Origin of the sequence: Streptomyces sp. NPDC052773, from assembly GCF_044547145.1 — a bacterium.
In the GTDB taxonomy this organism is placed as follows: Bacteria; Actinomycetota; Actinomycetes; order Streptomycetales; family Streptomycetaceae; genus Streptomyces.
This window is the reverse complement of record NZ_JBITZX010000003.1, coordinates 504,514-528,513: the sequence shown is the minus strand read 5'-3', so window position 1 is coordinate 528,513 and position 24,000 is coordinate 504,514. Positions and strand designations below refer to the sequence as shown.

Annotated in this window: 23 protein-coding genes; 9 read left to right on the top strand and 14 right to left on the bottom strand. The window is 71.4% G+C overall.

Going from position 1 to position 24,000, the window contains the following annotated elements:
• Both ACIG0D_RS10365 and ACIG0D_RS10360 read left to right on the top strand, forming a co-directional pair.
• Complete coding sequence (locus ACIG0D_RS10365; protein WP_399798117.1) at positions 1–1,833, top strand: LCP family protein; 1,833 nt, start codon at positions 1–3, stop codon at positions 1,831–1,833.
• Positions 1,834–2,140: 307 nt separating this feature from the next.
• Positions 2,141–3,760: an LCP family protein gene (locus tag ACIG0D_RS10360; protein ID WP_399798215.1), complete on the top strand. Its 1,620-nt coding sequence runs from the start codon at positions 2,141–2,143 to the stop codon at positions 3,758–3,760.
• Between the two features lie 37 nt (positions 3,761–3,797).
• Here the strand turns inward: ACIG0D_RS10360 and ACIG0D_RS10355 are convergent, their stop codons facing one another.
• On the bottom strand, positions 3,798–4,838 hold the full coding sequence (locus tag ACIG0D_RS10355) for a glycosyltransferase family 2 protein (RefSeq protein ID WP_399798114.1): 1,041 nt from the start codon (positions 4,836–4,838) through the stop codon (positions 3,798–3,800).
• 74 nt (positions 4,839–4,912) lie between these two features.
• Between ACIG0D_RS10355 and ACIG0D_RS10350 the strand changes: the two genes are divergently transcribed.
• Positions 4,913–6,436: an LCP family protein gene (locus ACIG0D_RS10350; protein ID WP_399798112.1), complete on the top strand. Its 1,524-nt coding sequence runs from the start codon at positions 4,913–4,915 to the stop codon at positions 6,434–6,436.
• Between the two features lie 19 nt (positions 6,437–6,455).
• Here ACIG0D_RS10350 and ACIG0D_RS10345 read toward each other — a convergent pair whose 3' ends face one another.
• Positions 6,456–7,004, bottom strand: coding sequence for an acyl-CoA thioesterase (locus ACIG0D_RS10345; RefSeq protein WP_399798109.1), 549 nt, complete (start codon positions 7,002–7,004; stop codon positions 6,456–6,458).
• A 119-nt stretch (positions 7,005–7,123) separates the two neighbouring features.
• Here ACIG0D_RS10345 and ACIG0D_RS10340 point away from each other — a divergent pair, with 119 nt between their 5' ends.
• Positions 7,124–8,410, top strand: a complete 1,287-nt coding sequence (locus tag ACIG0D_RS10340; protein ID WP_399798107.1) for an LCP family protein — start codon at positions 7,124–7,126, stop codon at positions 8,408–8,410.
• A gap of 74 nt (positions 8,411–8,484) precedes the next feature.
• Here ACIG0D_RS10340 and ACIG0D_RS10335 read toward each other — a convergent pair whose 3' ends face one another.
• Positions 8,485–9,642, bottom strand: coding sequence for an acyl-CoA dehydrogenase (locus ACIG0D_RS10335; protein WP_399798104.1), 1,158 nt, complete (start codon positions 9,640–9,642; stop codon positions 8,485–8,487).
• 163 nt (positions 9,643–9,805) lie between these two features.
• On the opposite strand from ACIG0D_RS10335, the gene ACIG0D_RS10330 reads away from it, so the two are divergent.
• Positions 9,806–11,149 (top strand): UDP-glucose dehydrogenase family protein, encoded by a 1,344-nt coding sequence (locus tag ACIG0D_RS10330; protein ID WP_399798102.1) that lies wholly within the window; start codon positions 9,806–9,808, stop codon positions 11,147–11,149.
• Positions 11,150–11,590: 441 nt separating this feature from the next.
• On the opposite strand, the gene ACIG0D_RS10325 is transcribed toward ACIG0D_RS10330, so the two are convergent.
• Complete coding sequence (locus ACIG0D_RS10325; RefSeq protein ID WP_399798099.1) at positions 11,591–12,097, bottom strand: CGNR zinc finger domain-containing protein; 507 nt, start codon at positions 12,095–12,097, stop codon at positions 11,591–11,593.
• An 89-nt stretch (positions 12,098–12,186) separates the two neighbouring features.
• Between ACIG0D_RS10325 and ACIG0D_RS10320 the strand changes: the two genes are divergently transcribed.
• Together ACIG0D_RS10320 and ACIG0D_RS10315 are read left to right on the top strand one after the other, a co-directional pair.
• A complete protein-coding gene (locus tag ACIG0D_RS10320) occupies positions 12,187–12,552 on the top strand; it encodes a VOC family protein (RefSeq protein WP_399798096.1) in 366 nt (121 codons plus the stop codon).
• Between the two features lie 27 nt (positions 12,553–12,579).
• The gene (locus tag ACIG0D_RS10315) at positions 12,580–12,972 is read left to right on the top strand and encodes a VOC family protein (protein WP_365766307.1); all 393 of its coding nucleotides are present in this window, start codon (positions 12,580–12,582) and stop codon (positions 12,970–12,972) included.
• A gap of 36 nt (positions 12,973–13,008) precedes the next feature.
• Here the strand turns inward: ACIG0D_RS10315 and ACIG0D_RS10310 are convergent, their stop codons facing one another.
• The 6 genes from ACIG0D_RS10310 to ACIG0D_RS10285 all read right to left on the bottom strand — a co-directional run bounded on the left by ACIG0D_RS10310 (position 13,009) and on the right by ACIG0D_RS10285 (position 17,744).
• Entirely contained in the window at positions 13,009–14,136 is a 1,128-nt protein-coding gene (locus tag ACIG0D_RS10310) for a dipeptidase (RefSeq protein WP_399798092.1), read from the bottom strand.
• A gap of 154 nt (positions 14,137–14,290) precedes the next feature.
• Positions 14,291–14,554, bottom strand: coding sequence for a Txe/YoeB family addiction module toxin (locus ACIG0D_RS10305; protein WP_399798089.1), 264 nt, complete (start codon positions 14,552–14,554; stop codon positions 14,291–14,293).
• The gene (locus ACIG0D_RS10300; protein ID WP_399798213.1) at positions 14,551–14,790 is read right to left on the bottom strand and encodes a type II toxin-antitoxin system Phd/YefM family antitoxin; all 240 of its coding nucleotides are present in this window, start codon (positions 14,788–14,790) and stop codon (positions 14,551–14,553) included. The genes ACIG0D_RS10305 and ACIG0D_RS10300 overlap by 4 nt, the downstream gene beginning before the upstream one ends.
• A 13-nt stretch (positions 14,791–14,803) precedes the next feature.
• Entirely contained in the window at positions 14,804–15,982 is a 1,179-nt protein-coding gene (locus ACIG0D_RS10295; protein WP_399798086.1) for a dipeptidase, read from the bottom strand.
• A gap of 53 nt (positions 15,983–16,035) precedes the next feature.
• Positions 16,036–16,572, bottom strand: a complete 537-nt coding sequence (gene purE / locus ACIG0D_RS10290) for a 5-(carboxyamino)imidazole ribonucleotide mutase (protein WP_399798084.1) — start codon at positions 16,570–16,572, stop codon at positions 16,036–16,038.
• Positions 16,569–17,744 carry a 5-(carboxyamino)imidazole ribonucleotide synthase gene (locus ACIG0D_RS10285; RefSeq protein ID WP_399798080.1) on the bottom strand — a complete coding sequence of 392 codons (1,176 nt, stop codon included), beginning with the start codon at positions 17,742–17,744 and terminating at the stop codon, positions 16,569–16,571. Before ACIG0D_RS10285 ends, purE begins: the two co-directional genes overlap by 4 nt.
• Positions 17,745–17,906: 162 nt before the next feature.
• Between ACIG0D_RS10285 and ACIG0D_RS10280 the strand changes: the two genes are divergently transcribed.
• Positions 17,907–18,455: a GtrA family protein gene (locus tag ACIG0D_RS10280; protein WP_365766312.1), complete on the top strand. Its 549-nt coding sequence runs from the start codon at positions 17,907–17,909 to the stop codon at positions 18,453–18,455.
• Between the two features lie 41 nt (positions 18,456–18,496).
• Here the strand turns inward: ACIG0D_RS10280 and ACIG0D_RS10275 are convergent, their stop codons facing one another.
• Both ACIG0D_RS10275 and ACIG0D_RS10270 read right to left on the bottom strand, forming a co-directional pair.
• Entirely contained in the window at positions 18,497–19,768 is a 1,272-nt protein-coding gene (locus ACIG0D_RS10275; RefSeq protein WP_399798077.1) for an ATP-binding protein, read from the bottom strand.
• A 32-nt stretch (positions 19,769–19,800) separates the two neighbouring features.
• Complete coding sequence (locus ACIG0D_RS10270; RefSeq protein ID WP_037628240.1) at positions 19,801–20,478, bottom strand: response regulator transcription factor; 678 nt, start codon at positions 20,476–20,478, stop codon at positions 19,801–19,803.
• Between the two features lie 509 nt (positions 20,479–20,987).
• Here ACIG0D_RS10270 and ACIG0D_RS10265 point away from each other — a divergent pair.
• On the top strand, positions 20,988–22,481 hold the full coding sequence (locus ACIG0D_RS10265) for a peptide MFS transporter (RefSeq protein ID WP_399798072.1): 1,494 nt from the start codon (positions 20,988–20,990) through the stop codon (positions 22,479–22,481).
• Positions 22,482–22,715: 234 nt separating this feature from the next.
• Here ACIG0D_RS10265 and ACIG0D_RS10260 read toward each other — a convergent pair whose 3' ends face one another.
• Together ACIG0D_RS10260 and ACIG0D_RS10255 are read right to left on the bottom strand one after the other, a co-directional pair.
• On the bottom strand, positions 22,716–23,222 hold the full coding sequence (locus ACIG0D_RS10260; protein WP_399798070.1) for an ATP-binding protein: 507 nt from the start codon (positions 23,220–23,222) through the stop codon (positions 22,716–22,718).
• 162 nt (positions 23,223–23,384) lie between these two features.
• Positions 23,385–23,765 carry an STAS domain-containing protein gene (locus ACIG0D_RS10255; protein WP_399798068.1) on the bottom strand — a complete coding sequence of 127 codons (381 nt, stop codon included), beginning with the start codon at positions 23,763–23,765 and terminating at the stop codon, positions 23,385–23,387.
• Positions 23,766–24,000 lie beyond the last annotated feature (235 nt).

Below are 24,000 nucleotides of genomic sequence, written 5' to 3'. Positions count from 1 at the left end.
GTGGACGCGCAAGGCCGTGGGCGGGCGGAGCACATCGACCCCGCAGACCAGTGGGTACTCAATCCGAACACCGGCGAATACGAACTGCGACTGACCCCTTCCGCACCGCAGTCGGCGGTCCCGGGCCCGCGCAGGGGCGCATCCCGGGGCCGCACCGCCGCCCCGGGCCGTGAGCGCCGCGAACCCCGCCCCGCCCCGGGCGGCGAGCGGGACGCCCGCGCGGGCCGTGACGGCGGCCGGGACGGCCGGGACGCGCGGGGGGGCCGCGACGGCCGCGAGGGCCGGGGCAGCCGCGAGGGCCGGGGCAGCCGCGAGGTCTCCGGGCCGCGCAGAGGACGCGGCGCCGCGCCCGAGCCGGACGCGGGCCGGCGCGGCAGGCGCCCGGCGAAGAAGAAGCGCGCCGGGAAGATCCTGCTGTGGACCGGCGGCACCATGGCGTTCCTGCTGGTCGCCGGCGCGGGTGCCGGTTACCTGTACCTGGAGCACCTCAACGGCAACATCGAGTCCATCCCGGACGACGGCGCGAGCACCGGTGGCTTCCAGAAGGACCAGGCCATCAACATCCTGCTGATCGGCACGGACAAGCGCACCGGCGCGGGCAACGAGTCCTACGGCGACCACGGCAGCCCCGGACACGCCGACACCACGATCCTGCTGCACGTCTCCAAGGACCGCTCGAACGCGACCGCGCTGAGCATCCCGCGCGACCTGATCGTGGACATCCCGGACTGCCCGACCACGCAGGAGGACGGCAGCCAGAAGGTCATCCCCGGCGAGCAGGGCGTCCGCTTCAACACCAGCCTGGGCCAGAGCGGCCGTACGCCGAGCTGCACCATGCGCACGGTGACCGAGCTGACCGGGATCAAGCCGGACAACTTCATGGTCGCCGACTTCAACGCGGTCAAGACGCTGACCACGGCGGTCGGCGGCGTCGAGGTGTGCCTGGCCAAGGACATCAACGACGAGGACTCCAAGCTCAACCTGACCAAGGGCAAGCACGTCATCGAGGGCGAGCAGGCGCTGGCCTTCGTGCGCACCCGGCACTCCGTGGGCAACGGCGGCGACCTGAGCCGGATCAACCTCCAGCAGCAGTTCCTGAGCGCGCTGATGCGCAAGCTGAAGTCCAACGACACGCTCACCAACCCGTCCAAGATGATCAAGCTGGCGGAGGCTGGCACCAAGGCGCTCACCGTCGACGATGATCTGGACAGCATCGGCAAGCTGAAGGACCTCGGCCTGGAGCTGGGCAAGCTCAACGTCAAGAACCTGACGTTCACCACGGTCCCGGTGGTCGACAACCCGGCCGAGACCGTCAAGGCCACCGTCGTACCGCACCCCACGCAGGCGCAGGAGGTGTTCGACGCGATCGCGAACGACGTCTCCTTCACCGCCGTCAAGGAGAAGAAGGCCAAGGAGAAGGCGGAGGTCGCCGCCCGGCTCAAGGGCCCCAAGGCCGACGCGTCCGAGGTCCGGGTGCGGGTCCTCAACGGCGGCGCCCCGTCCGGCAGCGCGTCCGAGACGCTGCTGTGGCTGCAGAACGACGAGGGCGTCACCAAGTCCGAGAACGCGGGCAACGCGGACACCGTGCTGAGCAAGACCACGCTCGAGTACGCGCCCGAGCAGGCCGACCAGGCCCGCCGGCTGGCCGACATCATGGGCCTGTCCGGTTCGGCGATGAAGCCGGGCGAGAGCGTGACCAACTCCCAGGGCCTGCCCACGATGACGCTGACGCTGGGCAAGGACTTCAAGGGCGCGGGAGTGTCGCTCACCGCTCCGAGGAAGGCCCCGGACGTGGACAAGTCCACCGCGGACAAGGTCCAGTGCGCCAGCTAGGGGGTGTCGTTCGGATCAGCCCGGTTGAAGGCCGGGCCCGGGGGTGCCCCCGCGCGAGCGCAGCCGAGCGTGGGGGATTCGGCGAGTGACGACAACGCGGCAGATGCGCGTGCCAGGGCCCGCGACGCCGGGATGATCCGAACGACAGGCCCTGGCCCGGCGGGCGGTGAAATTGGGGGGTAACCCCACGGGTCCCTCGTGCGTCTGACTTGACGCGGGGCGGACCCGTGTCAGGCGCAGGGTGGGGAGGGCAGGCGAAGTGGCGCAGAGCAGTGTGCGGGAGGACGTGCCCGCGGTGGAGGACACGATGTCCCTCACGGCGCGGGACGAGGCCTCGCAGGACGGGGAACCGGCCGGCGGCGCGGAACCGGCGCAAGACCGCGGCAGGCACGGCGGAGGCGGCGGTGGCGGTGGCCGGCGGCGCGGGGGCCGCCGCGGCACCGGACCGCGGCGCAGACGCCGGGTGCTGCGCTGGTCGGCGACGGTGCTGGCGGTGCTCATAGTCGGCACCGCGGGAGCGGGCTACCTCTACTACCAGCACCTGAACGGCAACATCAAGAAGGACAAGCTCAACCTCGGCGACAGCAAGGTCGCCGCGCCGACGCCCAACGCGGCGGGCCAGACCCCGCTGAACATCCTCCTCATCGGCTCGGACGCCCGGGACAGCAAGGAGAACCAGAAGCTCGGCGGCGCCAGGGACACCTTCGGCGGGACCCCGCTCGCGGACGTCCAGATGCTGCTGCACCTGTCGGCGGACCGCACCAACATGTCGGTGGTCAGCATGCCGCGCGACACCCTGGTGCACCTCCCCAAGTGCACCACCCCGGACGGGAAGGTCTATCCCGCGAGCGCCGTTCCGCGGCCCACCAACGAGAGCCTGGGCCGGGGCGGCCCGGGCTGCACGGTGGCGACCTGGACCGAGCTGACCGGCATCCACATCGACCACTTCATGATGATCGACTTCGCGGGCGTGGTGTCGATGGCGGACGCCATCGGCGGCGTCCCGGTCTGTGTGGACGCCAACATCCACTCGCGCGACAGCCAGGGCCGCGGCTCCGGGCTGAAGCTGGAGGAGGGCACCACCAAGGTCAAGGGCGAGCAGGCCCTGCAGTGGCTGCGCACCCGGTACGGCTTCGGTGACAACACCGACCTCTACCGCGCCCGGGCCCAGCACATGTACATGAACTCGATGGTCCGCGAGCTGCGCGCCAACGCCACCCTCAGCAACCCGAACAAGCTGCGCAAGCTCGCCGAGGCCGCGACGGACGCGATCACGGTCGACGAGGGCCTGGGCGACATCAAGAAGATGTACAGCCTGGCCAACGAGCTGAAGAAGGTCCCCACCGACCGCATCACCATGACGACCATGCCGAACCGGCTGGTCGGCTACCGGGTGGAGCCCACCGAGGACGCCGAGACGCTGTTCCGCATGATTCGCGAGGACATCGCACTCGACGGCAAGGACAAGAAGAAGAAGCCGAAGAAGGAGACGGAGTCGTCGGATCCGGCGGCGCCCGACGGCGAGATCGCCGTGCAGGTCCGCAACGGCACCCGCACGGACACCCTGGGGGCGGCTCCCGGCCGGGCCAGTGCGGTGGCCGGGATCCTGGCCGGCGAGGGCTTCACGCAGGCCGTGGCCGACTCCTCGGTGCTGCCCGTCGAGAAGACGACGGTGATCCGCTTCCCGAGCACCGACCTGGAGGGCGACGCCCAGCGGGTCGCCAAGGCCCTCGGCATCCCGCTGAGCGCGGTGAAGAAGTCCACGGACGTCTCCGGCGTCACCCTGATCGTCGGCGCGGACTGGCGCGAGGGGACGGCGTACGAGGCGCCGAAGAAGCAGGACAAGACGCCGGACTCGGCGAACGCCCTCAACGCCTCGGACGACTCCGCGTGCATGGAAGTGAACCCGAACTACACCTGGGAGTAGCCCGGGTCACCGGAAAAACCCTCCGGGGCGGGCTCGCTCAGCCGACCGTGCTGTCGGTGGCCCGCACCGCCGGCCGCCGCGCCGCGATGACCTTCCTGGCCAGCGACTTCGGGCTGGTCAGGAAGCCGAAGCCCCACGACATGTGCATGGTGGCGAGGGCGACCGGGATCTGGAGCCGGGCCTTCAGCGGCAGCCCCTTGCCCGCGGGGACCGACCCGGCGACGATCGCCGCGAGGTAGCCGCCGGGGATCACGAAGCCCCACGGGGTGACCGCCGCGCCCACCACGAGGCCCGCGGCGATCGCGCAGACCGCGGCGGGCGGGGCGAGGTAGCGCAGGTTGATCGAGCCGGAGTGGTAGCGGGCGACAACGTGCCGCCAGCGGCCGTAGTCCTTGTACTGCTTGGCGAGGGCCTTCACGCTCGGCCGGGGCCGGTACGACACCTTCAGCTCGGGCGAGAACCAGATCAGGCCGCCCGCCTCGCGGATGCGGAAGTTCAGCTCCCAGTCCTGGGCGCGGATGAACTCCTCGTTGTAGCCGCCCTGCTGCTCCAGCGCCTCACGGCGGAAGACACCGAGGTAGACGGTCTCAGCGGGGCCGGCCTGGCCGCCGGTGTGGAAGGCGGCGTTGCCGACGCCGATCTTCGAGGTCATGGCGGCGGCGACCGCCTTCTCCCAGTCGTTCTCGCCCTCGGCGTGCATGATGCCGCCGACGTTCTGCGCGCCGGTCTCCTCCAGGAGCCGCACGGCGGTGGCGATGTAGTTCGGCGAGAGCATGCCGTGGCCGTCGACGCGGACCACGATCGGGTGCCGGGAGGCCTTGATCGCGGCGTTGAGCGCGGCGGGGGTGCGACCGGTCGGGTTCGGCACGGTGTGCACCCGCGGGTCCTCGCGCACCAGCTCGGCGGCGATCTCGTCCGTGCGGTCCGTGGACGGACCGAGGGCGATCACGACCTCCATCTCGCCGGCGTACTCCTGGGCGAGGATCGCGTGGACGGCGCCGCGCAGATGCCGCTCCTCGTTGAGGACGGGCATGATCACGGACACGGCGGGGAGCTGCACGTCGGGCTTCGCGTTCATAGGGGCCTCACGTTACCGCGAACGGGGGACACCGGTGCGCCCCGCCGGTGACGCTGCACCGGGCCGCAGATCGTATGGGCCTACGGTGCTCACGGCTCCCGCGTACGGCCGTCGTCCGGAGGTGTCCCTTGCCCGCACCGCCTCGGTCCCCGAGCCGGCCCGAGCGTCGCCCGCAGCCCTCGCGCCGCGCGCCGCGTCCGCCCGTCCGGAGGAAACGGCCGCGCTGGGCCATGCGGGCGGTGACGACCCTGTCGGTGGTGGTCCTGGCCTCCGCCGGGATCGGCCACGCGGTGATCACCAGCCTGGAAGGGGACATCGCCCGCGTCGACGCCTTCCGCGACATGAAGAACCGGCCGCGCGCGGGCCACGGCATGAACGTGCTGATGGTCGGCACGGACGGCCGCGACAAGATCGGCGCGGCCGACCGGCACCGGCTCCGGCTGGGCGGGACGTCCTGCCGCTGCACGGACACGATGATGATCGTGCACATCTCGGAGGACCGGAAGCGGGCGAGCGTGGTGAGCCTGCCGCGCGACTCCTACGCCGAGCTGCCGCCGCACACCGCCCGCACCACCGGCAAGCGGCACGGCGGCCATCCGATCAAGCTGAACGCGGCGTACGCGGAGGGCGGGCCGCAGCTGACCGTGCGCACGGTCGAGCACATGACCAAGGTGAAGATCGACCACTATCTGGAGGTCGACTTCACCAGCTTCATGAAGACGGTGGACGTCCTCGGCGGGGTGAGGATCTGCACGGCCCGCCCGCTGAAGGACCGCTACTCCGGCCTCGACCTGCCGGCCGGCACGCACACCCTCAAGGGCCCTCAGGCGCTCCAGTACGTCCGCGCCCGCCATGTCGACGGCGCCTCCGACCTCGGCCGGATGCAGCGCCAGCAGCGCTTTCTCGCCGCGCTGATCGACCACGCGACGTCCTCCGGTGTGCTGCTGAACCCGATGAAGTTCCGGGACGTGACGCGGGCGGTGCTCGGGTCGGTCCGCGCGGACAAGGGGTTCGGCACGGACGAGCTGCTGGGCCTGGGCCGGGCGATGCGGAACTTCTCGCCGTCGTCGTCGGAGTTCACCACCGTCCCGATCGGGCGGATGGGACACGCCGTGAAGGGCATCGGCTCGACCCTGAAGTGGGATCCGGTCAAGGCGGACCGCCTCTTCCAGGCGCTGCGCGACGACCGTCCGCTGGCCGCCGCCCGCCCGAAGGGCGCGCCGGTCCGGGTGGTCGACGTGGCGCCGCAGCAGATCCGGGTGCAGGTGGAGAACGGCACGGACATCGCCGGTCTCGGCCGGCGCGCCGACGCGGCCCTCGCGGCGACCGGCTTCCGCACCACCCGGCTGCCGGTGAACGCGGCGCACCGGGAGGTGTGGCGCACGGTCGTGGCGTACGACCCGCGCTGGGACCGCTCCGCGAAGTCGCTGGCCGCCGCGCTGCCCGGCAGCGAGCTGCTCGCGGTCAAGGGGCAGGGCGGCACCCTGAGGGTGATCGTCGGCGCGGACTACAAGGGTGTCGCCAAGGTGCGTGCCGAGTCGCCCCGGCCGCCCGGGCAGCCCGCGGTGGTGCGGGGCGACGAGGTGGGCTGTTCCTGACCGGGTGCCCTCGGGGGCTTCAGTCCTCGAAGCCCTCGGCGGCCCGCTTCTCGCGCAGCTCCATGATCGCGCGGCGGCGGGCGAGGCGGTGGGTGCGGCGGATCTGGGCCTCCTGGTAGCGGCGCTTGTCGCGCTCGGTCTCCGGGATGACCGGCGGCACCCGGCGGGGCTTGCCGTCGGCGTCGACCGCGGCGAAGACGAGGTAGGCGGAGCCGACCTGGGTGGGCGGGGCGGACTCGTTCCAGCGTTCGGCGAGGACGCGGACGCCGACCTCCATGGAGGTGCGGCCGGTCCAGTTGACCTGGGCCTTGACGTGGACCAGGTCACCGACGCGGACCGGCTCGAGGAACGCCATCTCGTCCATGGAGGCGGTCACGGCGGGCCCGCCGCTGTGCCGGCCGGCCACGGCGCCCGCGGCGTCGTCCACCAGCTTCATGATCACGCCGCCGTGCACCGTACCCAGCAGGTTGGTGTCGTTGTGGGTCATGATGTGGCTGAGCGTGGTCCGGGACGCGGAGGTGGGCTTGCCCGGGATGTCCGGCTCCGTGGCGCTGGCCTGGTCTGTCATGGCCTCCACCTTATGCCGAACGGGCATCCGGGGAATTTGTGTCGGGTTCGCAACAGCCAGGCCCCTGTTTTCCACGGACCCTTGTAAAGCACACGGCCGCGCCCGGCACACTGGGGCCCATGAACGATTGGCCCGAGGGATGGTCCGACGACAACCGCGGCCCGCGCTACGGACGCGGGAGCGCCGGCGCGCAGCCGGAAGGTGCCCGCGTGATGCGCCAGGTGCGGCGCGGCGGCCCGGCGGTACCGCCCGCCTCGGGCCCGGGGGCACCGCCGTACGGCCAGGGGGTGCCCCGGCAGCCGTCGTACGTCGACGGCGGTGAGGGCGATCCCGGCGGGTACGACAGCGGCTACAACACCGGGCAGGTCTACGGCAGCCCCGGCGGCCGTGGTCCCGGCGGGGGCGGGCCCCGGCAGGCGCGGCCCGCGCCGAACTGGCGCCGCCGGATCAAGGTGACCTCGATCACGCTGGCCACGGTGCTGGTCGTGACGACCGTCGGCACGTACTTCTGGGCCGACTCCAAGCTCAACCGCGAGGTCGATCTGTCGACGGTGATCGACCGGCCGGAGAAGGGCGAGGGCACCAACTACCTGATCGTCGGTTCGGACAGCCGTGAGGGCATGACCGACGAGCAGAAGAAGAAGCTGCACACCGGGTCCGCCGAGGGCAAGCGCACGGACTCGATGATGATCCTGCACACCGGCAGCAACGGCCCGACGCTGATATCGCTGCCGCGTGACTCCAACGTCACGATCCCCGAGTTCAAGGGCTCGGAGTCGGGCAAGATGCTGCCCGCGAAGGGCGCGAACAAGCTGAACGCCGCGTACTCCATCGACGGGCCGACGCTGCTGGTGCGCACCGTGGAGTACAACACCGGGCTGCACATCGACCACTACGTGGAGATCGGCTTCGCCGGCTTCGCGAACATCGTCGACGCGGTCGGCGGCGTGGAGATGGACATCCCGCAGGACATCAAGGACACCAAGTCCGGCGCGAACTTCGAGAAGGGCAGGCAGACCCTGAACGGCGAGGAGGCGCTCGCCTTCGTCCGCACCCGGTACGCGCTGGCCGGCTCCGACCTGGACCGCACGAAGAACCAGCAGAAGTTCCTCAACGCCCTCGCCAGCCAGGTGGCCACCCCCGGCACGATCCTCAACCCGTTCAGGCTCTACCCGACGATGGGCGCGGGCCTGGACTCCCTGATCGTCGACAAGGACATGGGCCTGTGGGACCTGGCGTCCATGTTCTGGGCGATGAAGAGCGTCAGCGGCAACGAGGGGACGTCCATGAACATGCCGCTCGCGGGGAACGCCGCGAACGGCAACCTCCAGTGGGACATGACCAAGGTCAAGCCGCTGATGGAGCAGCTGAAGAACGACGAGAAGGTGACCGTCTCGGCCGGCTGAGGACGGCATGAGGACGGCGTGGGAACGGCCCCCGGCGCGTCGCCGGGGGCCGTTTCGCGTGTCCGTGTCCGGGGTTACGGCAGGTTGCGCGCCATCACGATGCGCTGGACCTGGTTGGTGCCCTCGTAGATCTGGGTGATCTTGGCGTCGCGCATCATGCGCTCGACCGGGTAGTCACGGGTGTAGCCGTAGCCGCCGAGGAGCTGGACGGCGTCCGTGGTGACCTCCATGGCGACGTCGGAGGCGAAGCACTTCGCCGCCGCGCCGAGGTAGGTGAGGTCGGCGTCGCCGCGCTCGGAGGCGGCGGCGGCCTGGTAGGTCAGGGCCCGGGCGGCCGAGATCTTCATGGCCATGTCTGCGAGCATGAACTGGATGCCCTGGAAGTCGGCGATCGGCTTGCCGAACTGCTTGCGCTCCTGGACGTAGCCCTTGGCGTAGTCGAGGGCGCCCTGGGCGATGCCGAGGGCCTGGGCGGCGATGGTGATGCGGGTGTGGTCCAGGGTCTTCATCGCCGTGGCGAAGCCGGTGCCCTCCTCGCCGATCATGCGGTCGGCGGGGATGCGGACGTTGTCCAGGTAGACCTCGCGGGTGGGCGAGCCCTTGATGCCGAGCTTCTTCTCGGGGGCGCCGAAGGAGACGCCCTCGTCGGACTTCTCGACGACGAAGGCGGAGATGCCCTTCGAGCGCTTGGAGGGATCCGTCACGGCCATCACCGTGTAGAACTCCGACACGCCCGCGTTGGTGATCCAGCGCTTGACGCCGTTGAGCACCCAGTGGTCGCCGTCGCGGACCGCGCGGGTCTTCATGCCGGCCGCGTCGGAGCCCGCGTCGGGCTCGGAGAGGCAGTACGAGAACATCGCCTCGCCCTTGGCGAGCGGGGTCATGTACTTCTTCTTCAGCTCCTCGGAGCCGGAGAGGATGACGGGGAGCGAGCCGAGCTTGTTCACCGCGGGGATGAGGGAGGACGACGCGCAGACGCGGGCCACCTCCTCGATCACGATCACGGTCGCCAGGGCGTCGGCGCCCGCGCCGCCGTAGGACTCGGGTACGTGCACGGCGTGCAGGTCGTTGGCGACCAGGGCGTCCAGCGCCTCCTGCGGGAAGCGGGCCTCCTCGTCCACGGCGGCGGCGTGCGGCGCGATCTTCGCCTCGGCCAGCGCGCGGACGGCGTCGCGGAGCATGTCGTGCTCCTCGGACGGGCGGTACAGGTCGAAATCAGCCGATCCGGCCAAGGTCTCTCACGCTCCAAGGACGCTAATTACCGTTAAGTAACACAAATTTTAGAGCTCTGGCCACGGCAGGGGTAGGTGAGCTTGGCGACAGGGGGAAAGCTGCCCGGCGTGCGGCCCGACTATGCTCGGGCTCCGCATGACCGTCGTACCCCCAGGAGCATCCATGGCCCTCAAGATCACCGTGATCGGCACCGGCTATCTCGGCGCCACGCACGCCGCGGCCATGGCCGAACTCGGGTTCGAGGTGCTGGGGCTCGACGTGGTCCCCGAGAAGATCGAGATGCTGCGGCGGGGCGAGACCCCGATGTACGAGCCGGGCCTGGACGAGCTGCTGCGGGGGCACGTCGCCGGGATCGAGGGCTCCACCGGGCGGCTGCGGTTCACCACCGACTGGGCCGAGGTCGGCGCCTTCGGCGACGTGCACTTCGTCTGCGTCAACACCCCGCAGCGGCACGGCGAGTACGCCTGCGACATGTCGTACGTCGACGCCGCGTTCGCCTCGCTCGCCCCGCACCTGAACGGCCCCGCCCTGGTCGTCGGCAAGTCCACGGTGCCCGTCGGCTCCGCGGACCGGCTCGCCCGCTACCTCGCCGAGCACGCCCCGGCCGGCGGCGACGCCGAGCTGGCCTGGAACCCGGAGTTCCTGCGCGAGGGCTTCGCCGTCGAGGACACCCTGCACCCGGACCGGATCGTGGTCGGCGTGCGCAGCGACCGCGCGGAGAAGCTGCTGCGCGAGGTGTACGCCACGCCGCTCGCCGAGGGCACGCCGTTCGTCGTCACCGACTTCCCGACCGCCGAACTGGTGAAGACCTCCGCGAACTCCTTCCTCGCCACCAAGATCTCCTTCATCAACGCGATGGCCGAGGTCTGCGAGGCCGCGGGCGGCGATGTCGCCAAGCTGGCCGAGGCGATCGGCTACGACGACCGGATCGGCCGCAAGTTCCTGCGCGCGGGCATCGGCTTCGGCGGCGGCTGCCTGCCGAAGGACATCCGGGCGTTCATGGCCCGCGCCGGTGAGCTGGGCGCCGACCAGGCGCTGACCTTCCTGCGCGAGATCGACTCCATCAACATGCGCCAGCGCGGCCAGATGGTGGAGCTGGCCCGGCAGGCGCTGGGCGGCGGGCCGTTCCTCGGCAAGCGCGTCGCGGTGCTCGGCGCGACCTTCAAGCCGGACTCGGACGACGTCCGCGACTCGCCGGCGCTGAACGTGGCCGGGCAGATCCACCTCCAGGGCGGCCAGGTCACCGTCTACGACCCGAAGGGCATGGACAACGCCCGCCGGATCTTCCCCACCCTCGGCTACGCCGACTCCGCGCCGGAGGCGGTGCGCGGCGCGGACGTCGTGCTGCATCTGACGGAGTGGCGGGAGTTCCGCGAGCTGGACCCCGAGGCGCTCGGCGAGGTGGCGGCGGCCCGCGTCATCCTCGACGGCCGCAACGCGCTCGACCCGGAGCTGTGGCGCCGCGCGGGCTGGACGTACCGGGCGATGGGCCGCCCCACCGCGTAAGCCGCGGCGTGCGCGTGGGCCGCGCCTCGCCGCCCGGGGTGCACCGGCACGCACGGCGACGCCGGTTCGGCCGAGGCTCAGTCGGCCGAACCGGCGTCTTGTCGCATTCTGCACCAACTCGGCCGACGCCACGTATCCTTCGCGGCGTCTCACACGTACTCCACCGCGCACCGCACGCGCTTCACCGCGCGCCACCCCGCGCCCCGCCACGCGCCGCACGTGCTTCAGCGCGCCGCGCGCGTCCCGCGCACTTCGTCGGGCGAGGCACCGCTGGGCGTGAGACGCCTGCTCGCCGCCTGCGGCGGGCCCTCCGCCGGGTAACCGGCGACCACGCCTCGCCGCATGGCAGCCCTGGGCGGCGGCACGTGTGCCCCGCGCGCCCCGGCGCCCACGCACAGCGCCCCGGACTCGGTTCGCCGCGCCGCGCGCGCTTCCCGCCCCTCACGCCCCCTTCGCCCGGTAGCGGCGCATCTTCGCGCGGGCGCCGCAGACCTGCATGGAGCACCAGCGGCCGCGGCCGGCCGGGCTGCGGTCGTAGTACGCCCAGTGGCAGGAGGGCAGTTCGCAGGCCTTCAGCCGCTCCCAGGTGCCCTCGGTGAGGGCCTGGGCCACGGCCGCCGCGACCCGGGACAGCAGTGGCCCGTCGTCGGCGGGGGCCAAGCGGGCCGAGCCGTCGCGCGGGTCGACGGCGACGTACAGCGGCGCCCGCGCCAGCAGGTCCCCGAGCGGGGTGACCGGGCGGTGCGGCGGGTGACCGGCGTGCGCCAGACAGGTCGCGCGCAGCGACTCCCGCAGTTCCCGCGCGGCGTCCAGGTCCCCCTCCGCGATCCCGAACCGCGCCCGGCCCTCGGGCGTGTCGAGATCGTCCCGCCCCGACTCCAGGTCGACGGTGTTGACCAGGGCCTCGACCAGGGCGAGTCCGCCGGGCGCGGGAAGTCTGTCGCTCATGCTTGCGACGTTACCCGTTATGGGGGAGCATGCGGTAACGGTTACCGGTTACCCGTCTCTACCGGTAACGCCTCGACGAGGAGGAAGTCATGGCACTCGCGAAACTGGGCGTCGTCGTCCTGGACTGTCCCGACCCGCGCCGGCTGGCCGATTTCTACGCCGCGGTGCTGGGCGGCACCGTGAAGCCGGAGGAGGACGGGAGCTGGGTCTCCCTGAAGGTGCCCGACGGGCAGGACCTGGCCTTCCAGGCCGCACCGGGCTTCGTCCCGCCGAAGTGGCCGTCCCCGGACGCCTCGCAGCAGTTCCACCTCGACCTGGACGTCGAGGACCTGGACGCGGCGGAGCAGGAGGTGCTCGCGCTCGGCGCCACCGTGCTGGACGCCGAGGACCGCTCCCGCACCTGGCGTGTGTACGCCGACCCCGCGGGGCACCCGTTCTGCCTCTGCGCCTGCTGAGCCCGGACCACACCCATGGAGGTGCCCATGCCGCCCGCCGCCCGTCTGCGTTCCGTCGTCCTCGACTGCCCCGACCCGCGCGCCCTCGCCCGCTTCTACGCCGGGATCATCGGCGGCGAGCCCGAGGACGCCGACCCCGACTGGGTGGTGCTCCAGGTCCCCGGCGGGCCCCGGCTGTGCTTCCAGTCGGCGCCGGACCTGCGCCCGCCGGAGTGGCCGCGCTCCGACCGGAACGCGCAGCAGTTCCATCTCGACCTGGACGCCGGGTCCACCTGGGAGGAGGTCGACGAGGCCGAGAAGCGGGTGCTGGCCCTCGGCGGCCGGGTCCTGGACGCGGAGGACGACAAGACGAAGGACTTCCGGGTCTACGCCGATCCGGCGGGGCATCCGTTCTGCCTGTGCCGGATCGAGCGTTCCTGAGGTGACCTGAGCAGTCCTGACGTCACCTGCCCGTACCTATCCGTCGAGTTCGGCGATCTTCACCGCCGACGGGGCCCGGCGCTGCTGCGCCGCCCGCGCCGTGAAGTCCGCGACGCGCAGCACCCGCTGGACGTTCCCCCAGGTCAGCAGCGCCAGGTCGGGTTCGCTCCAGCCGCGCCGCAGCAGCTCGGCGATCAGATGCGGATAGCAGGAGGCGTCGCCCAGCTCCTGCGGGTGGGCGCAGCCGGCGTCGTAGGTGCCGGAGAGGCCGACGGACGCGGGGCCGGCCAGGTCGCGGACGTGGTCGAGGTGGTCGGCGACGTCCCGCACCGACGGGCCGGTCTGCTCGGCGGTCAGCGGCACCATGCACAGGCCCTGGGCGGCGCCCAGCTCGGCCAGCAGCTCGTCGGGCAGGTTGGCGGGGTGGGGGCGCAGGCTGCGGGCGGCGGAGCGGGTGGCCAGCACGGGCGCCCGGGAGCACGCGAGGATCCGGCGGAAGGTCTCCTCGGAGGCACCGGAGAGGTCGGCGAGCACGCCGAGCCGGTTCATCTCGCGCACCACCTCCTCACCGAACCGGGTCAGCCCCGCCTTGCTCGCCCACGAGGTCCCGGAGAGGGTGAGCACCCGCAGTCCGAGCGCGTGCAGCACCCGCAGCAGGCCGACGGAGTCGTCGAGGGCGGCGGCGTGGGCGGGGCCGAGGATGACGGCGGCCCGGCCGCAGTTGCGGGCGTCGATGACCTGCCCGGCGGTGAGGGCCAGGCGCAGGCTCTCGGGGTGCCCGGCGATCACCTTGCGGACCAGGTCCAGCTGTTCCAGCGTCGCGGCCACCGCGCGGTCGGCGGCCAGCCCCTCGGGCAGGTGCAGGGAGCAGAACAGCGCCCCGACATGTCCCTGCCGCAGCCGCGGTACGTCGGTGTCGACGGCGGTTTCGCCGGTCTCCAGGTCGTACCAGGGCAGATGGCGCAGGGCCCACGGCAGCCCGCTGTAGCCGTCGGCGACGGGGTGCGCGGCGAGCAGGGCGTGCGCCCGCTCCAGCGGGGCGGCGTCGGGGTCGTCCCCCTCGCCGGGGACGTACGGCTCGGGCGGGAACGGCCCGCCCAGCGGCAGGTCGCCGAGCTCGCCGACCTCGGAAGGGGTGTGCAGGTCGTCCTGGAGTTCGGCCATGGCGGCTCCTGACGTGCGCGGCGGTCGCTTACCGTCACCGTCGCACGCCACCCCGAGCCGTACCCGGTGGACGGGGCGTTCGGGGGTACCCCCGGCCGAGAACCCCAGGTCGGCGCGGCTGCTCCGCTCCGATCACCTCGACGGGGCCACGCCCTCAGTCGTGGTAGTGGTAACGCGCTTTGAGGATCTTCACTTCCTTGTCGTCGGCCCGGTACACCAGCCGGTGCTCGTCATCGATCCGGCGGGACCAGTAGCCGGACAGGTCGCCCTTGAGCGGTTCCGGTTTCCCGATGCCGCCGAACGGGTCGCGCTGGACCTCACCGATCAGGCGGGTGACCCGGCGGGCCATCCTGCGGTCCGCGGCAAGCCAGAAGAGGAAGTCCTCCCAGGCGTCCGGATCGAGGTGGACGCTCCTCACTCGTCCCCCGCCAGCGCTTGCAGCTCCTCCAGGGTCTTGGCGACGGTGCCCTCACCGGCCCGGTCCCGGGCCACGGCCTCCATGAGGCGCCGGGCGTTCGCGGGCGAGCGCAGCAGGTAGACGGTTTCCTGCCAGGCCTCGAAGTCGTCTGCGGACATGAGGACCGCGTCGCCACCCTTGGAGCTGATGCGGACCGGCGTGTGGTCCTCGTTGACGCGCTTGATGAGGGGAAACAGGTCCCGACGTGCCTCAGCCGTCCAGTTCCTCGATGCTGGCGTTGGAGGGGGCCCGGGTGGCCTGGAGGTCGCGTGCCACGTCCTCGGCCGCGCCCAGGACACGTACCGCGTTCTGCCAGGTCAGCTTGGCCAGGTCGGTCTTGGACCAGCCGCGGTCGAGGAGTTCGGCGATGAGGTTGGGGTAGCCGGAGACGTCGTCCAGGCCGTCGGGAGTAAAGGCGGTGCCGTCGTAGTCGCCGCCGATGCCGAGGTGGTCGATGCCGGCGACCTCGCGCATGTGGTCGAGGTGGTCGGCGACCGTGGCGACGGTCGCGACCGGGCGCGGGTGGCGCTCCTCGAAGGCGCGGTGCACCTTCATCGCCTCGGGGGTGGTGTCGAGGTGGTGGAAGCCGTGGGCGCGCATGTTCTCGTCGGCGGCGGCCGTCCAGTCGACGGCGGCCTGGAGCACGAACTTCGGCACGAACGTCACCATCGCGACACCGCCGTTGGCGGGGAGGCGTTCCAGCACGTCGTCCGGGATGTTGCGGGGGTGGTCGCAGACCGCGCGGGCGGAGGAGTGGGAGAAGATCACCGGCGCGGTACTGGTGTCCAGCGCGTCCCGCATGGTGGTGGCGGCCACGTGCGAGAGGTCGACCAGCATGCCGAGGCGGTTCATCTCCCGGACCACCTCGCGGCCGAAGGCCGACAGCCCGCCGACGCCCGGCTCGTCCGTCGCGGAGTCCGCCCAGTCCACGTTGTCGTTGTGGGTGAGCGTCATGTAGCGCACGCCGAGCGCGTACAGACCGCGCAGGGTGCCCAGGGAGTTGGCGATGGAGTGCCCGCCCTCCGCGCCCATCAGGGAGGCGATACGGCCCTCCGCGCGCGCTTCCTCCACATCCGCCGCGGTCGTCGCCGGGCGCAGCGCGTCCGGGTGACGGTCGATCAGCCGGCGCACGCAGTCGATCTGCTCCAGCGTCGCGGTGACCGGGTCGGGCAGGTCGGCGCGGACGAACACCGACCAGTACTGGGCGCCCACCCCGCCGGCCCGCAGGCGCGGGATGTCGGTGTGCAGATGGCCGCCCTGGGGGACGGCGATGTCCCGGGCGCCGAGGTCGTAGCGGACCTGCTCGCGCAGTGCCCAGGGCAGGTCGTTGTGCCCGTCGACCACCGGGAACGCGCGCAGCAGTTCCCGGGCCTCCTCCAGCGAGGTCATCGCCGTCCCTTCGTCAGTGGGCGTGAGTGGCGTCGGTACGCCTCAGCGGGCTGTCACTTGCCGAAGCCGAAGCCGTTGCCGGAGCCGTCGACCTTGGCGCGCAGCCGCTTGCCCTTCTCCGTGGCCTGGTCGTTGAGGTCCTGCTGGAACTCGCTCATCCGCGCCAGCAGGTCCTCGTCGTGTGCGGCGAGGATACGGGCCGCGAGCAGACCGGCGTTGCGGGCACCGGCGACGGAGACCGTCGCCACCGGGACACCGGCCGGCATCTGCACGATCGACAGCAGGGAGTCCATGCCGTCGAGGTACTTCAGCGGGACCGGCACGCCGATGACCGGCAGCGGGGTGACGGAGGCGAGCATGCCGGGCAGGTGGGCGGCGCCGCCCGCACCGGCGATGATCACCTTGATCCCGCGGTCCGCGGCCTGCTCGCCGTACGTGATCATCTCGCGCGGCATGCGGTGCGCGGAGACCACGTCGACCTCGTAGGGGATCTCGAAGTCGTCGAGGGCCTTGGCGGCGGCCTCCATGACGGGCCAGTCGCTGTCCGACCCCATGACGATGCCCACGACGGGGCCCGCGGCGGTGCTCATTCGGTGATCGTGCCTCTCAGGTAGCCGGCAGCGTGACGGGCGCGCTCCAGCACGTCGTCCAGGTCGTCGCCGTAGGTGTTGACGTGACCGACCTTGCGGCCGGGCTTCACGTCCTTGCCGTACATGTGGATCTTGAGCTGGGGGTCGCGGGCCATGCAGTGCAGATACGCCGGGTACATGTCCGGGAAGTCGCCGCCGAGGACGTTGACCATCACGGTCCACTTGGCGCGCGGGCGCGGGTCGCCGAGCGGCAGGTCCAGGACCGCGCGGATGTGGTTGGCGAACTGTGAGGTGATGGCGCCGTCCATCGACCAGTGGCCGGAGTTGTGCGGGCGCATCGCCAGCTCGTTGACGAGGATGCGGCCGTCGCGCGTCTGGAACAGCTCGACGGCGAGGTGGCCGACGACACCGAGTTCCTTGGCGATCGTCAGGGCCATCTCCGACGCCTGGAGGGACAGCGACTCGTCGAGGTCCGGGGCGGGGGCGATGACCGTGTCGCACACGCCGTTGACCTGGCGGGACTCGACCACGGGGTAGGCCACGGCCTGCCCGTGCGGGGAGCGGACCACGTTGGCGGCCAGCTCGCGCACGAAGTCGACCTTCTCTTCGGCGAGCACCGGCACTCCGGCGCGGAACGGGTCGGCGGCCTCCTCGACGGAGTCCACCACCCACACGCCCTTGCCGTCGTAGCCGCCGCGGACGGTCTTGAGGACCACGGGGAACCCTCCCCCACTCTCGGCTTCGCTCGAGCGGGAGGTGCCCCCACCCTCCGCCGCGAAGGCCGCCACGTCGTCCGGATCGCTCACGATCCGGTGGCGCGGACACGGCACGCCGATCTCGACGAGCTTCGCCCGCATCACGCCCTTGTCCTGGGCGTGCACCAGCGCGTCGGGACCCGGGCGCACGGGGATGCCGTCCGCCTCCAGGGCCCGCAGGTGCTCGGTGGGCACATGCTCGTGGTCGAAGGTGATCACATCGCACCCGCGCGCGAACTCGCGCAGCGTGTCGAGATCGCGGTAGTCGCCGATGACGACATCGCTCACGACCTGCGCCGCGGAATCCTGAGGGGTGTCACTGAGGAGCTTGAACTTGATGCCCAGCGGGATGCCCGCCTCGTGTGTCATACGAGCGAGCTGGCCCCCGCCGACCATACCGACTACCGGGAACGTCACGCCCCCAGGGTATCCGGCGCGCCAAGGCGGCCGGATTCCGCCGTCGCCCTGGCCGGTCGGCGGTCTTTCCGCGGCCCGCCCGCTCGTCCACAGGCGATCACGGAAGGGGGGTGGTTAGCATGACGGGGTTGACGAATCCGACGGACGGGGGCCTTCACGACCATGGGACGTGATTCCTCGGGGCTCCCTGCGACGCCCCCCACCGCGCTGCGGCAGCGGCTGAGCCGCCTCGCGCGCGAGGCCGCCAAGTTCGGAGCCGTGGGCGGTGCGGGTCTGCTCGTCAACCTCGCCGTGTTCAACCTGGTACGGCACGTCACCGAGCTGCCGGTGGTGCGGGCCAGTGTGATCGCGACCGTCGTGGCGATCGCCTTCAACTACGTGGGCTTCCGCTACTTCACCTACCGGGACCGCGACAAGAGCGGCCGAACCCGTGAGATGACGCTGTTCCTGCTGTTCAGCGCGGTGGGCCTGGTCATCGAGAACGGGGTTCTCTACACCGCGACGTACGGCTTCGGCTGGGACAGCCCGCTGCAGAGCAACATCTTCAAGTTCCTCGGCATCGGCATCGCGACCCTGTTCCGGTTCTGGTCCTACCGCAGCTGGGTGTTCCGGGCACTGCCGGTGCGGCCGGCCTCCGCCGACCCCGAGTCGTTCCTGGAGACCGAGCGGCCCCGCGACCGCGAGCGCACCCGGCAGCGGGCCAAGGTCTAGCTCTACGGCGCGGACCGGGAGCGCCGACGGCCACCGGCCGGCTAGCGGACCGTCCGCTCGCCCTCGTCCTCCGGCTTGCGCACCGCCGTACGCGACAGGAACAGGCCGAAGACCGGCGGTGACGCCTGGAGCATCTCCAGCCTGCCCCCGTCGGCCTCGGCCAGGTCGCGGGCGACGGCCAGGCCGATACCGGTGGAGTTGCGGCCGCTGATGGCCCGCTCGAAGATCCGGGCGCCCAGGTCGGCCGGGACGCCGGGGCCCTCGTCGGTGACCTCGATGACGGCCTGGTTGCCGGTGACGCGGGTGCGCAGGGCGACCGTGCCGCCGCCGTGCATCAGGGAGTTCTCGATCAGCGCCGCGAGCACCTGGGCGACCGCGCCCGGGGTGCCCACCGCCTTCAGATGGCGCTTGCCGGAGCTGACGATGGCGCGCCCCGCCTGGCGGTAGGCCGGGCGCCACTCGGCGAGCTGCTGCTGGATGACCTCGTCGAGGTCGAAGGTGACGGCGGAGCCGGTGCGCGGGTCGCGCGAGTTCGTCAGCAGCCGCTCCACCACGTCCGTCAGGCGTTCCACCTGGGTGAGCGCGATGGTCGCCTCCTCCTTCACCGTGGCCAGGTCGTCGGTGAGGGTGATCTCCTCCAGCCGCATCGACAGCGCGGTGAGCGGGGTGCGCAGCTGGTGGGAGGCGTCGGCGGCGAGCCGGCGCTCGGCGGTGAGCATCCGCGCGATGCGCTCGGCGGAGGCGTCGAGGACGTCGGCGACCCGGTCCAGCTCGGGGACGCCGTAGCGCTTGCGCTTGGGCCGCGGGTCGCCGGAGCCGAGGCGTTCGGCGGTCTCGGCGAGGTCGGTGAGCGGTGAGGCGAGCCGGTCGGCCTGACGCAGCGCCAGCAGCACCGCGGCGATCACGGCGAGCAGCGCGACCGCGCCGATGATCAGCAGGGTCCGGCCGACCTCGCGGAACACCGCGGAGCGGGGCTCCTGGACGGTGACCGTCTCGCGCTGGTCCCCGGTGCGGGTGGCCTCGATGACGTCGCCGTCCGGCTTCTGCCCGATCTCGATGGGCGCCTGGCCGGGGATGCGGATGACGGCGTACTGGTCGCTGCCGAGCTGGTCGCCGAGCAGATCGGCGCTGATCTTCTCGGCGGCGAGGATCCGGCTGTCGACGATGCTGGCCAGCCGGACCGCCTCCGACTCCACCCGCTCCTTGGCGCTTTCGCTGATGGTCCGGGTCTCGACGATGACGAGGGAGACGCCGAACACGGCGATCACGACGAGGACCACGGCGAGCGTGGACTGGATCAGTCGGCGGCGCATGTCCTGCTACTCCCCAAGGCCCGGTGGCGGGCTCAGCTCTTCTCGAAGCGGAAGCCCACGCCGCGGACCGTCGCGATGTACCGGGGGTTGGCGGCGTCGTCGCCGAGCTTCTTGCGCAGCCAGGAGATGTGCATGTCGAGGGTCTTGGTGGACGACCACCAGGTGGTGTCCCAGACCTCGCGCATCAGCTGGTCGCGGGTGACGACCCGGCCGGCGTCGCGGACCAGCACCCGCAGCAGGTCGAACTCCTTCGCGGTGAGCTGGAGCTCCTCGTCGCCCATCCAGGCGCGGTGCGACTCGACGTCGATGCGCACGCCGTGGGTGGCGGGCGGCTGCTGGGGTTCGGCGGAGCCGCGCCGCAGCAGGGCCCGGACCCGGGCCAGCAGCTCGGCGAGCCGGAACGGCTTGGTGACGTAGTCGTCGGCGCCCGCGTCCAGGCCGACCACGGTGTCCACCTCGTCGGCGCGCGCGGTGAGGATCAGGATGGGCACGGTGTGGCCTTCGGCACGCAGCCGGCGGGCCACCTCCAGGCCGTCCATGCCGGGCAGACCGAGGTCCAGCACGACCAGGTCGACGCCGCCCTGCATTCCCGCGTCCAGCGCGGTGGGTCCGTCCTCACGCACCTCGACCTCGTAACCCTCCCGGCGCAGCGCGCGCGCCAGCGGCTCCGAGATGGACGCGTCGTCCTCGGCGAGCAGTACACGGGTCATGAGCTGATGGTAGTCCCAGCGTGACAAGAGACGGGGTGTGATCGCGGCCTTGCTTCTTACCGTTCTCCGCACCGGTTCTTACCTTGGTACGGACCTGCATCTGCGAGGTGCGATCCTAGAAGTGACCTTCGAATGCGGTCGTGCGGTTCCCGTGACACCTGTGATCCGCGTCTCAAGTCCTTCCATATCCGGCAGTGTCCTGACGTATGGTGATTGAACGCCTGTAGCACGCGTGACCTTTGGCGGCCGTCTTGACGCTGAAGGTCTCTTTTGTGTGCGGGCTGGTCTAGACCAATTCTGGGCCGGCCTCGAAAGGAATGACCTGTGGCCGGGCCTCGCGCGCAGTGACGCACGCGGGGCGTGGATCCCGGTGGACGCCGTCCGCCGCTCCGTGACCCGGAGCGGAAAACCCCTGGGCGTGGGGCGGACGTGTTCGATCGTGCCGGTGCCGGCTCCCCCACCGGGCGCGCAACGCTCCAATCGCGCGTCCCGACCAGCAAGGAACGACCATGGCGTCCAGCCTGACGAAGGACTCGGCCCGACCGGGCACCCCCGGTTCCGAGAAGACCTTCTTCGGCCACCCCCGCGGACTGGCCACTCTCTTCATGACCGAGATGTGGGAGCGCTTCTCCTACTACGGCATGAGGGCACTGCTCCCCCTCTACCTGGTCGCCCCCGCCGGGCTCGGCCTGGACGCCGGCACGGCGATCGCCATCTACTCCGTCTACGTCTCGACGGTGTACCTGCTGGCGATGCCGGGCGGCTGGTTCGGCGACCGCGTCTGGGGTCCCCGCAAGACGGTCACGATCGCGGGCTCGGTCATCATGGCCGGCCACCTGGTCCTGGCGCTGCCCACCGACGGCACCTTCTACTTCGGCCTGCTGCTGGTCGCCATCGGCTCCGGCCTGCTGAAGTCGAACATCTCGACCATGGTGGGCCACCTCTACGACGGCCCGGGCGACCCGCGCCGCGACGGCGGCTTCACGGTCTTCTACATGGGCATCAACCTCGGTGCCTTCGCCGCGCCGCTGATCATCGGCACCGTCGGCCAGAAGGTCGACTGGCACCTCGGCTTCGCGCTGGCCGCCCTCGGCATGGCGCTGGGTCTCGTCCAGTTCCTGCTCGGCAGCCGCCACCTGTCGGACCGCTCCGCCGTCGTCCCGAAGCCGCTGGACACCGCCGAGCGCAACGCCACGCTGCGCAAGGCCATGATCTGGATGCTGATCGCGGCCGTCTTCTACACGATCGTCGTCACCACCGGCCACTACACCCTGAACTGGGTGATGGTCCCGCTGATGGTCATCGGCCTGGTCGTCCCGATCACGGTCCTGGCGCGCATCAAGCGCGACAAGGAGCTGACCGGCGTCGAGCAGTCCAAGGTCTCCGGCTACATCTGGTTCTTCGTCGCCGCGGCCGTCTTCTGGATGATCTACGACCAGGGCGGCTCGACCCTGTCGATCTTCGCGGACAAGCACGTCGACAACCACGTCTTCGGCTGGGAGTTCCCGGTCTCCTGGTTCCAGTCGGTCAACCCCGTCCTGGTGATGGCGCTCGCCCCGGTGTTCGCCACGATCTGGCTGGCGCTCGCCCGCAGCGGCAAGGAGCCGAGCACGATCGTCAAGTTCGCGGGCGGTCTGGTCCTGGTCGGCATCTCCTTCTTCGTCTTCCTGCTGCCGCTGGTGGCGGCGGACGGCGGCAAGGTCTCGCCGTGGTGGATCGTGCTGATCTACTTCTGCCAGACGACCGGTGAGCTGATGCTCTCCCCGGTGGGTCTGTCGGTGACCACGAAGATGGCCCCGGCCAAGTACGCCTCGCAGATGATGGGCGTCTGGTTCCTCGCGGTCACCGCGGGCGACGCCGTCACCGGTCTGCTGTCCACCTACGGCGTCGACCTCAACAAGACCGGCGTCGTCGCCGCGGAGGCCGCCCTCGCGGTGCTCGCGGGTGTCGCGGTCTGGATGTACCGCAAGAACGTCAAGCAGCTCATGGGCGACGTCCGCTGACGCGAACCGCACGCTCCTGAAGCCCGGAGGGCCACCGCATCACTGATGCGGTGGCCCTCCGGCGTTGCTGGAGGCGTCTGGGTGCACGGTGGGGCGCCGTCCCGGCAGGGGGTGCCGGGGGGCTCGGGAGTGAGGGGGGTGCGTGGTCGCCGGGGCCGGGGACGGCGCGGCGGCAGGCCGAGCCGGGGCCCCGTGTCGGCGCGGCGGCGCGGCGGGTACCGGCGGCGGCGACGTTTACGCCGGGGCGCCCAGTTCCGCCCAGACCCGCTTGCCGGCGACGCCGGGGGTGCGTACGACGCCCCAGTCGAGGCAGAGGCGCTGGACGATGAACATGCCGTGGCCGCCGGGGCGGCCGGCGCGGTGGGGGGTGCGGGGCGCGGGCTGGCCGGTGCCGCGGTCGGAGACCTCGATGCGGATCACCTTGTTGTCGCAGGCGATCGACATCTCGTCCGGGCCCTCGGCGTGCAGGCAGGCGTTGGTGACCAGCTCGGAGACGACGAGCAGCACGTCCTCCGCCGCGGCCCGCTGGTCCGCGGTGGAGGCCGGCAGCCAGCCCCAGGCGTAGAGCGCCTGGCGGGCGAAATCCCGGGCCATCGGCACGACCCCGGCCTCACCGGCCAAGCTCAGCCTGCGGACCTGCCGTCCCTGTGACGAGACGGGCACGCCCCCCTCCGGCGCCCCGGAAGCGCCGCTGGGCTCCGGGCCGCGGTCGCCCGGCGGGTAGGGCCGGGTGGTGCTCATCAGCGCTTCACCTCACCGATTCACCAGTTCACGATTCAAGAGTTCTTTACGGGCGCCGAACCAGAATGTCTCCTGCCCGACCGGACCGGAGGGACACTCCCCTTTTCGGCACACGCACCCTTTCGGCACCTCCCCGTCACCGCGGGCCCCGCCGACGCGCACTCAGCCGGCGTCGCCGTCGGGGAGGGCGGCCTCGAGGGAGTCGTGGACGGTGAAGACCGCCTCCGCCCCGGTGATCTCGAAGACGCGCGCCACCACCGGCTGCATCGCGGCCAGGTGCACTCCGCCGCCCGCGGCCTCCGCCTTCAGCCGGGCGCCGAGCAGGACGTTGAGCCCCGTCGAGTCGCAGAACTCCAGCCGTGAGCAGTCCACGACCAGCCGGTTGAAGCCCTTGGCGAGGCACTCCTCGAGTGGTTCGCGCAACAGATCGGCGGTGTGGTGATCGAGCTCACCCGCCGGAGTCACAACGGCACTGGAGCCCGCTTCCCGCACCTCCACCAGAAGCCGGCCCGACTGTGCGCTGCCGACCGTCCCGTGGTCCATGCCGTCTCTCTCCCGAGGTCGTGGCTGCTGACTGTCGCCCTCGAACACTACGCCTTCCTTGCGCACTTCGACAGCCGACGATCCGCGCAAAAACGGACATACTACCACAGAACGCACTTGCGGTCTCTTCGGGGTAGCGGGTAGGGCTAGTAGGAACACGTAACCGACACGGCCGGCTTTGGAGGCGCCGCACACCGCAGTGCACGTATCTGGCTTCGGCAGCCGTATGCCGAGA

Coding starts and splice junctions, on each gene's coding strand:
- ACIG0D_RS10360 (WP_399798215.1), top strand. CDS start 2,141: ATGTCCCTCACGGCGCGGGACGAGGCCTCGCAGGACGGGGAACCGGCC.
- ACIG0D_RS10355 (WP_399798114.1), bottom strand. CDS start 4,838: ATGAACGCGAAGCCCGACGTGCAGCTCCCCGCCGTGTCCGTGATCATG.
- ACIG0D_RS10350 (WP_399798112.1), top strand. CDS start 4,913: ATGGGCCTACGGTGCTCACGGCTCCCGCGTACGGCCGTCGTCCGGAGG.
- ACIG0D_RS10345 (WP_399798109.1), bottom strand. CDS start 7,004: ATGACAGACCAGGCCAGCGCCACGGAGCCGGACATCCCGGGCAAGCCC.
- ACIG0D_RS10340 (WP_399798107.1), top strand. CDS start 7,124: ATGAACGATTGGCCCGAGGGATGGTCCGACGACAACCGCGGCCCGCGC.
- ACIG0D_RS10330 (WP_399798102.1), top strand. CDS start 9,806: ATGGCCCTCAAGATCACCGTGATCGGCACCGGCTATCTCGGCGCCACG.
- ACIG0D_RS10325 (WP_399798099.1), bottom strand. CDS start 12,097: ATGAGCGACAGACTTCCCGCGCCCGGCGGACTCGCCCTGGTCGAGGCC.
- ACIG0D_RS10320 (WP_399798096.1), top strand. CDS start 12,187: ATGGCACTCGCGAAACTGGGCGTCGTCGTCCTGGACTGTCCCGACCCG.
- ACIG0D_RS10315 (WP_365766307.1), top strand. CDS start 12,580: ATGCCGCCCGCCGCCCGTCTGCGTTCCGTCGTCCTCGACTGCCCCGAC.
- ACIG0D_RS10310 (WP_399798092.1), bottom strand. CDS start 14,136: ATGGCCGAACTCCAGGACGACCTGCACACCCCTTCCGAGGTCGGCGAG.
- ACIG0D_RS10295 (WP_399798086.1), bottom strand. CDS start 15,982: ATGACCTCGCTGGAGGAGGCCCGGGAACTGCTGCGCGCGTTCCCGGTG.
- purE (WP_399798084.1), bottom strand. CDS start 16,572: ATGAGCACCGCCGCGGGCCCCGTCGTGGGCATCGTCATGGGGTCGGAC.
- ACIG0D_RS10280 (WP_365766312.1), top strand. CDS start 17,907: ATGGGACGTGATTCCTCGGGGCTCCCTGCGACGCCCCCCACCGCGCTG.
- ACIG0D_RS10275 (WP_399798077.1), bottom strand. CDS start 19,768: ATGCGCCGCCGACTGATCCAGTCCACGCTCGCCGTGGTCCTCGTCGTG.
- ACIG0D_RS10270 (WP_037628240.1), bottom strand. CDS start 20,478: ATGACCCGTGTACTGCTCGCCGAGGACGACGCGTCCATCTCGGAGCCG.
- ACIG0D_RS10265 (WP_399798072.1), top strand. CDS start 20,988: ATGGCGTCCAGCCTGACGAAGGACTCGGCCCGACCGGGCACCCCCGGT.
- ACIG0D_RS10260 (WP_399798070.1), bottom strand. CDS start 23,222: ATGAGCACCACCCGGCCCTACCCGCCGGGCGACCGCGGCCCGGAGCCC.
- ACIG0D_RS10255 (WP_399798068.1), bottom strand. CDS start 23,765: ATGGACCACGGGACGGTCGGCAGCGCACAGTCGGGCCGGCTTCTGGTG.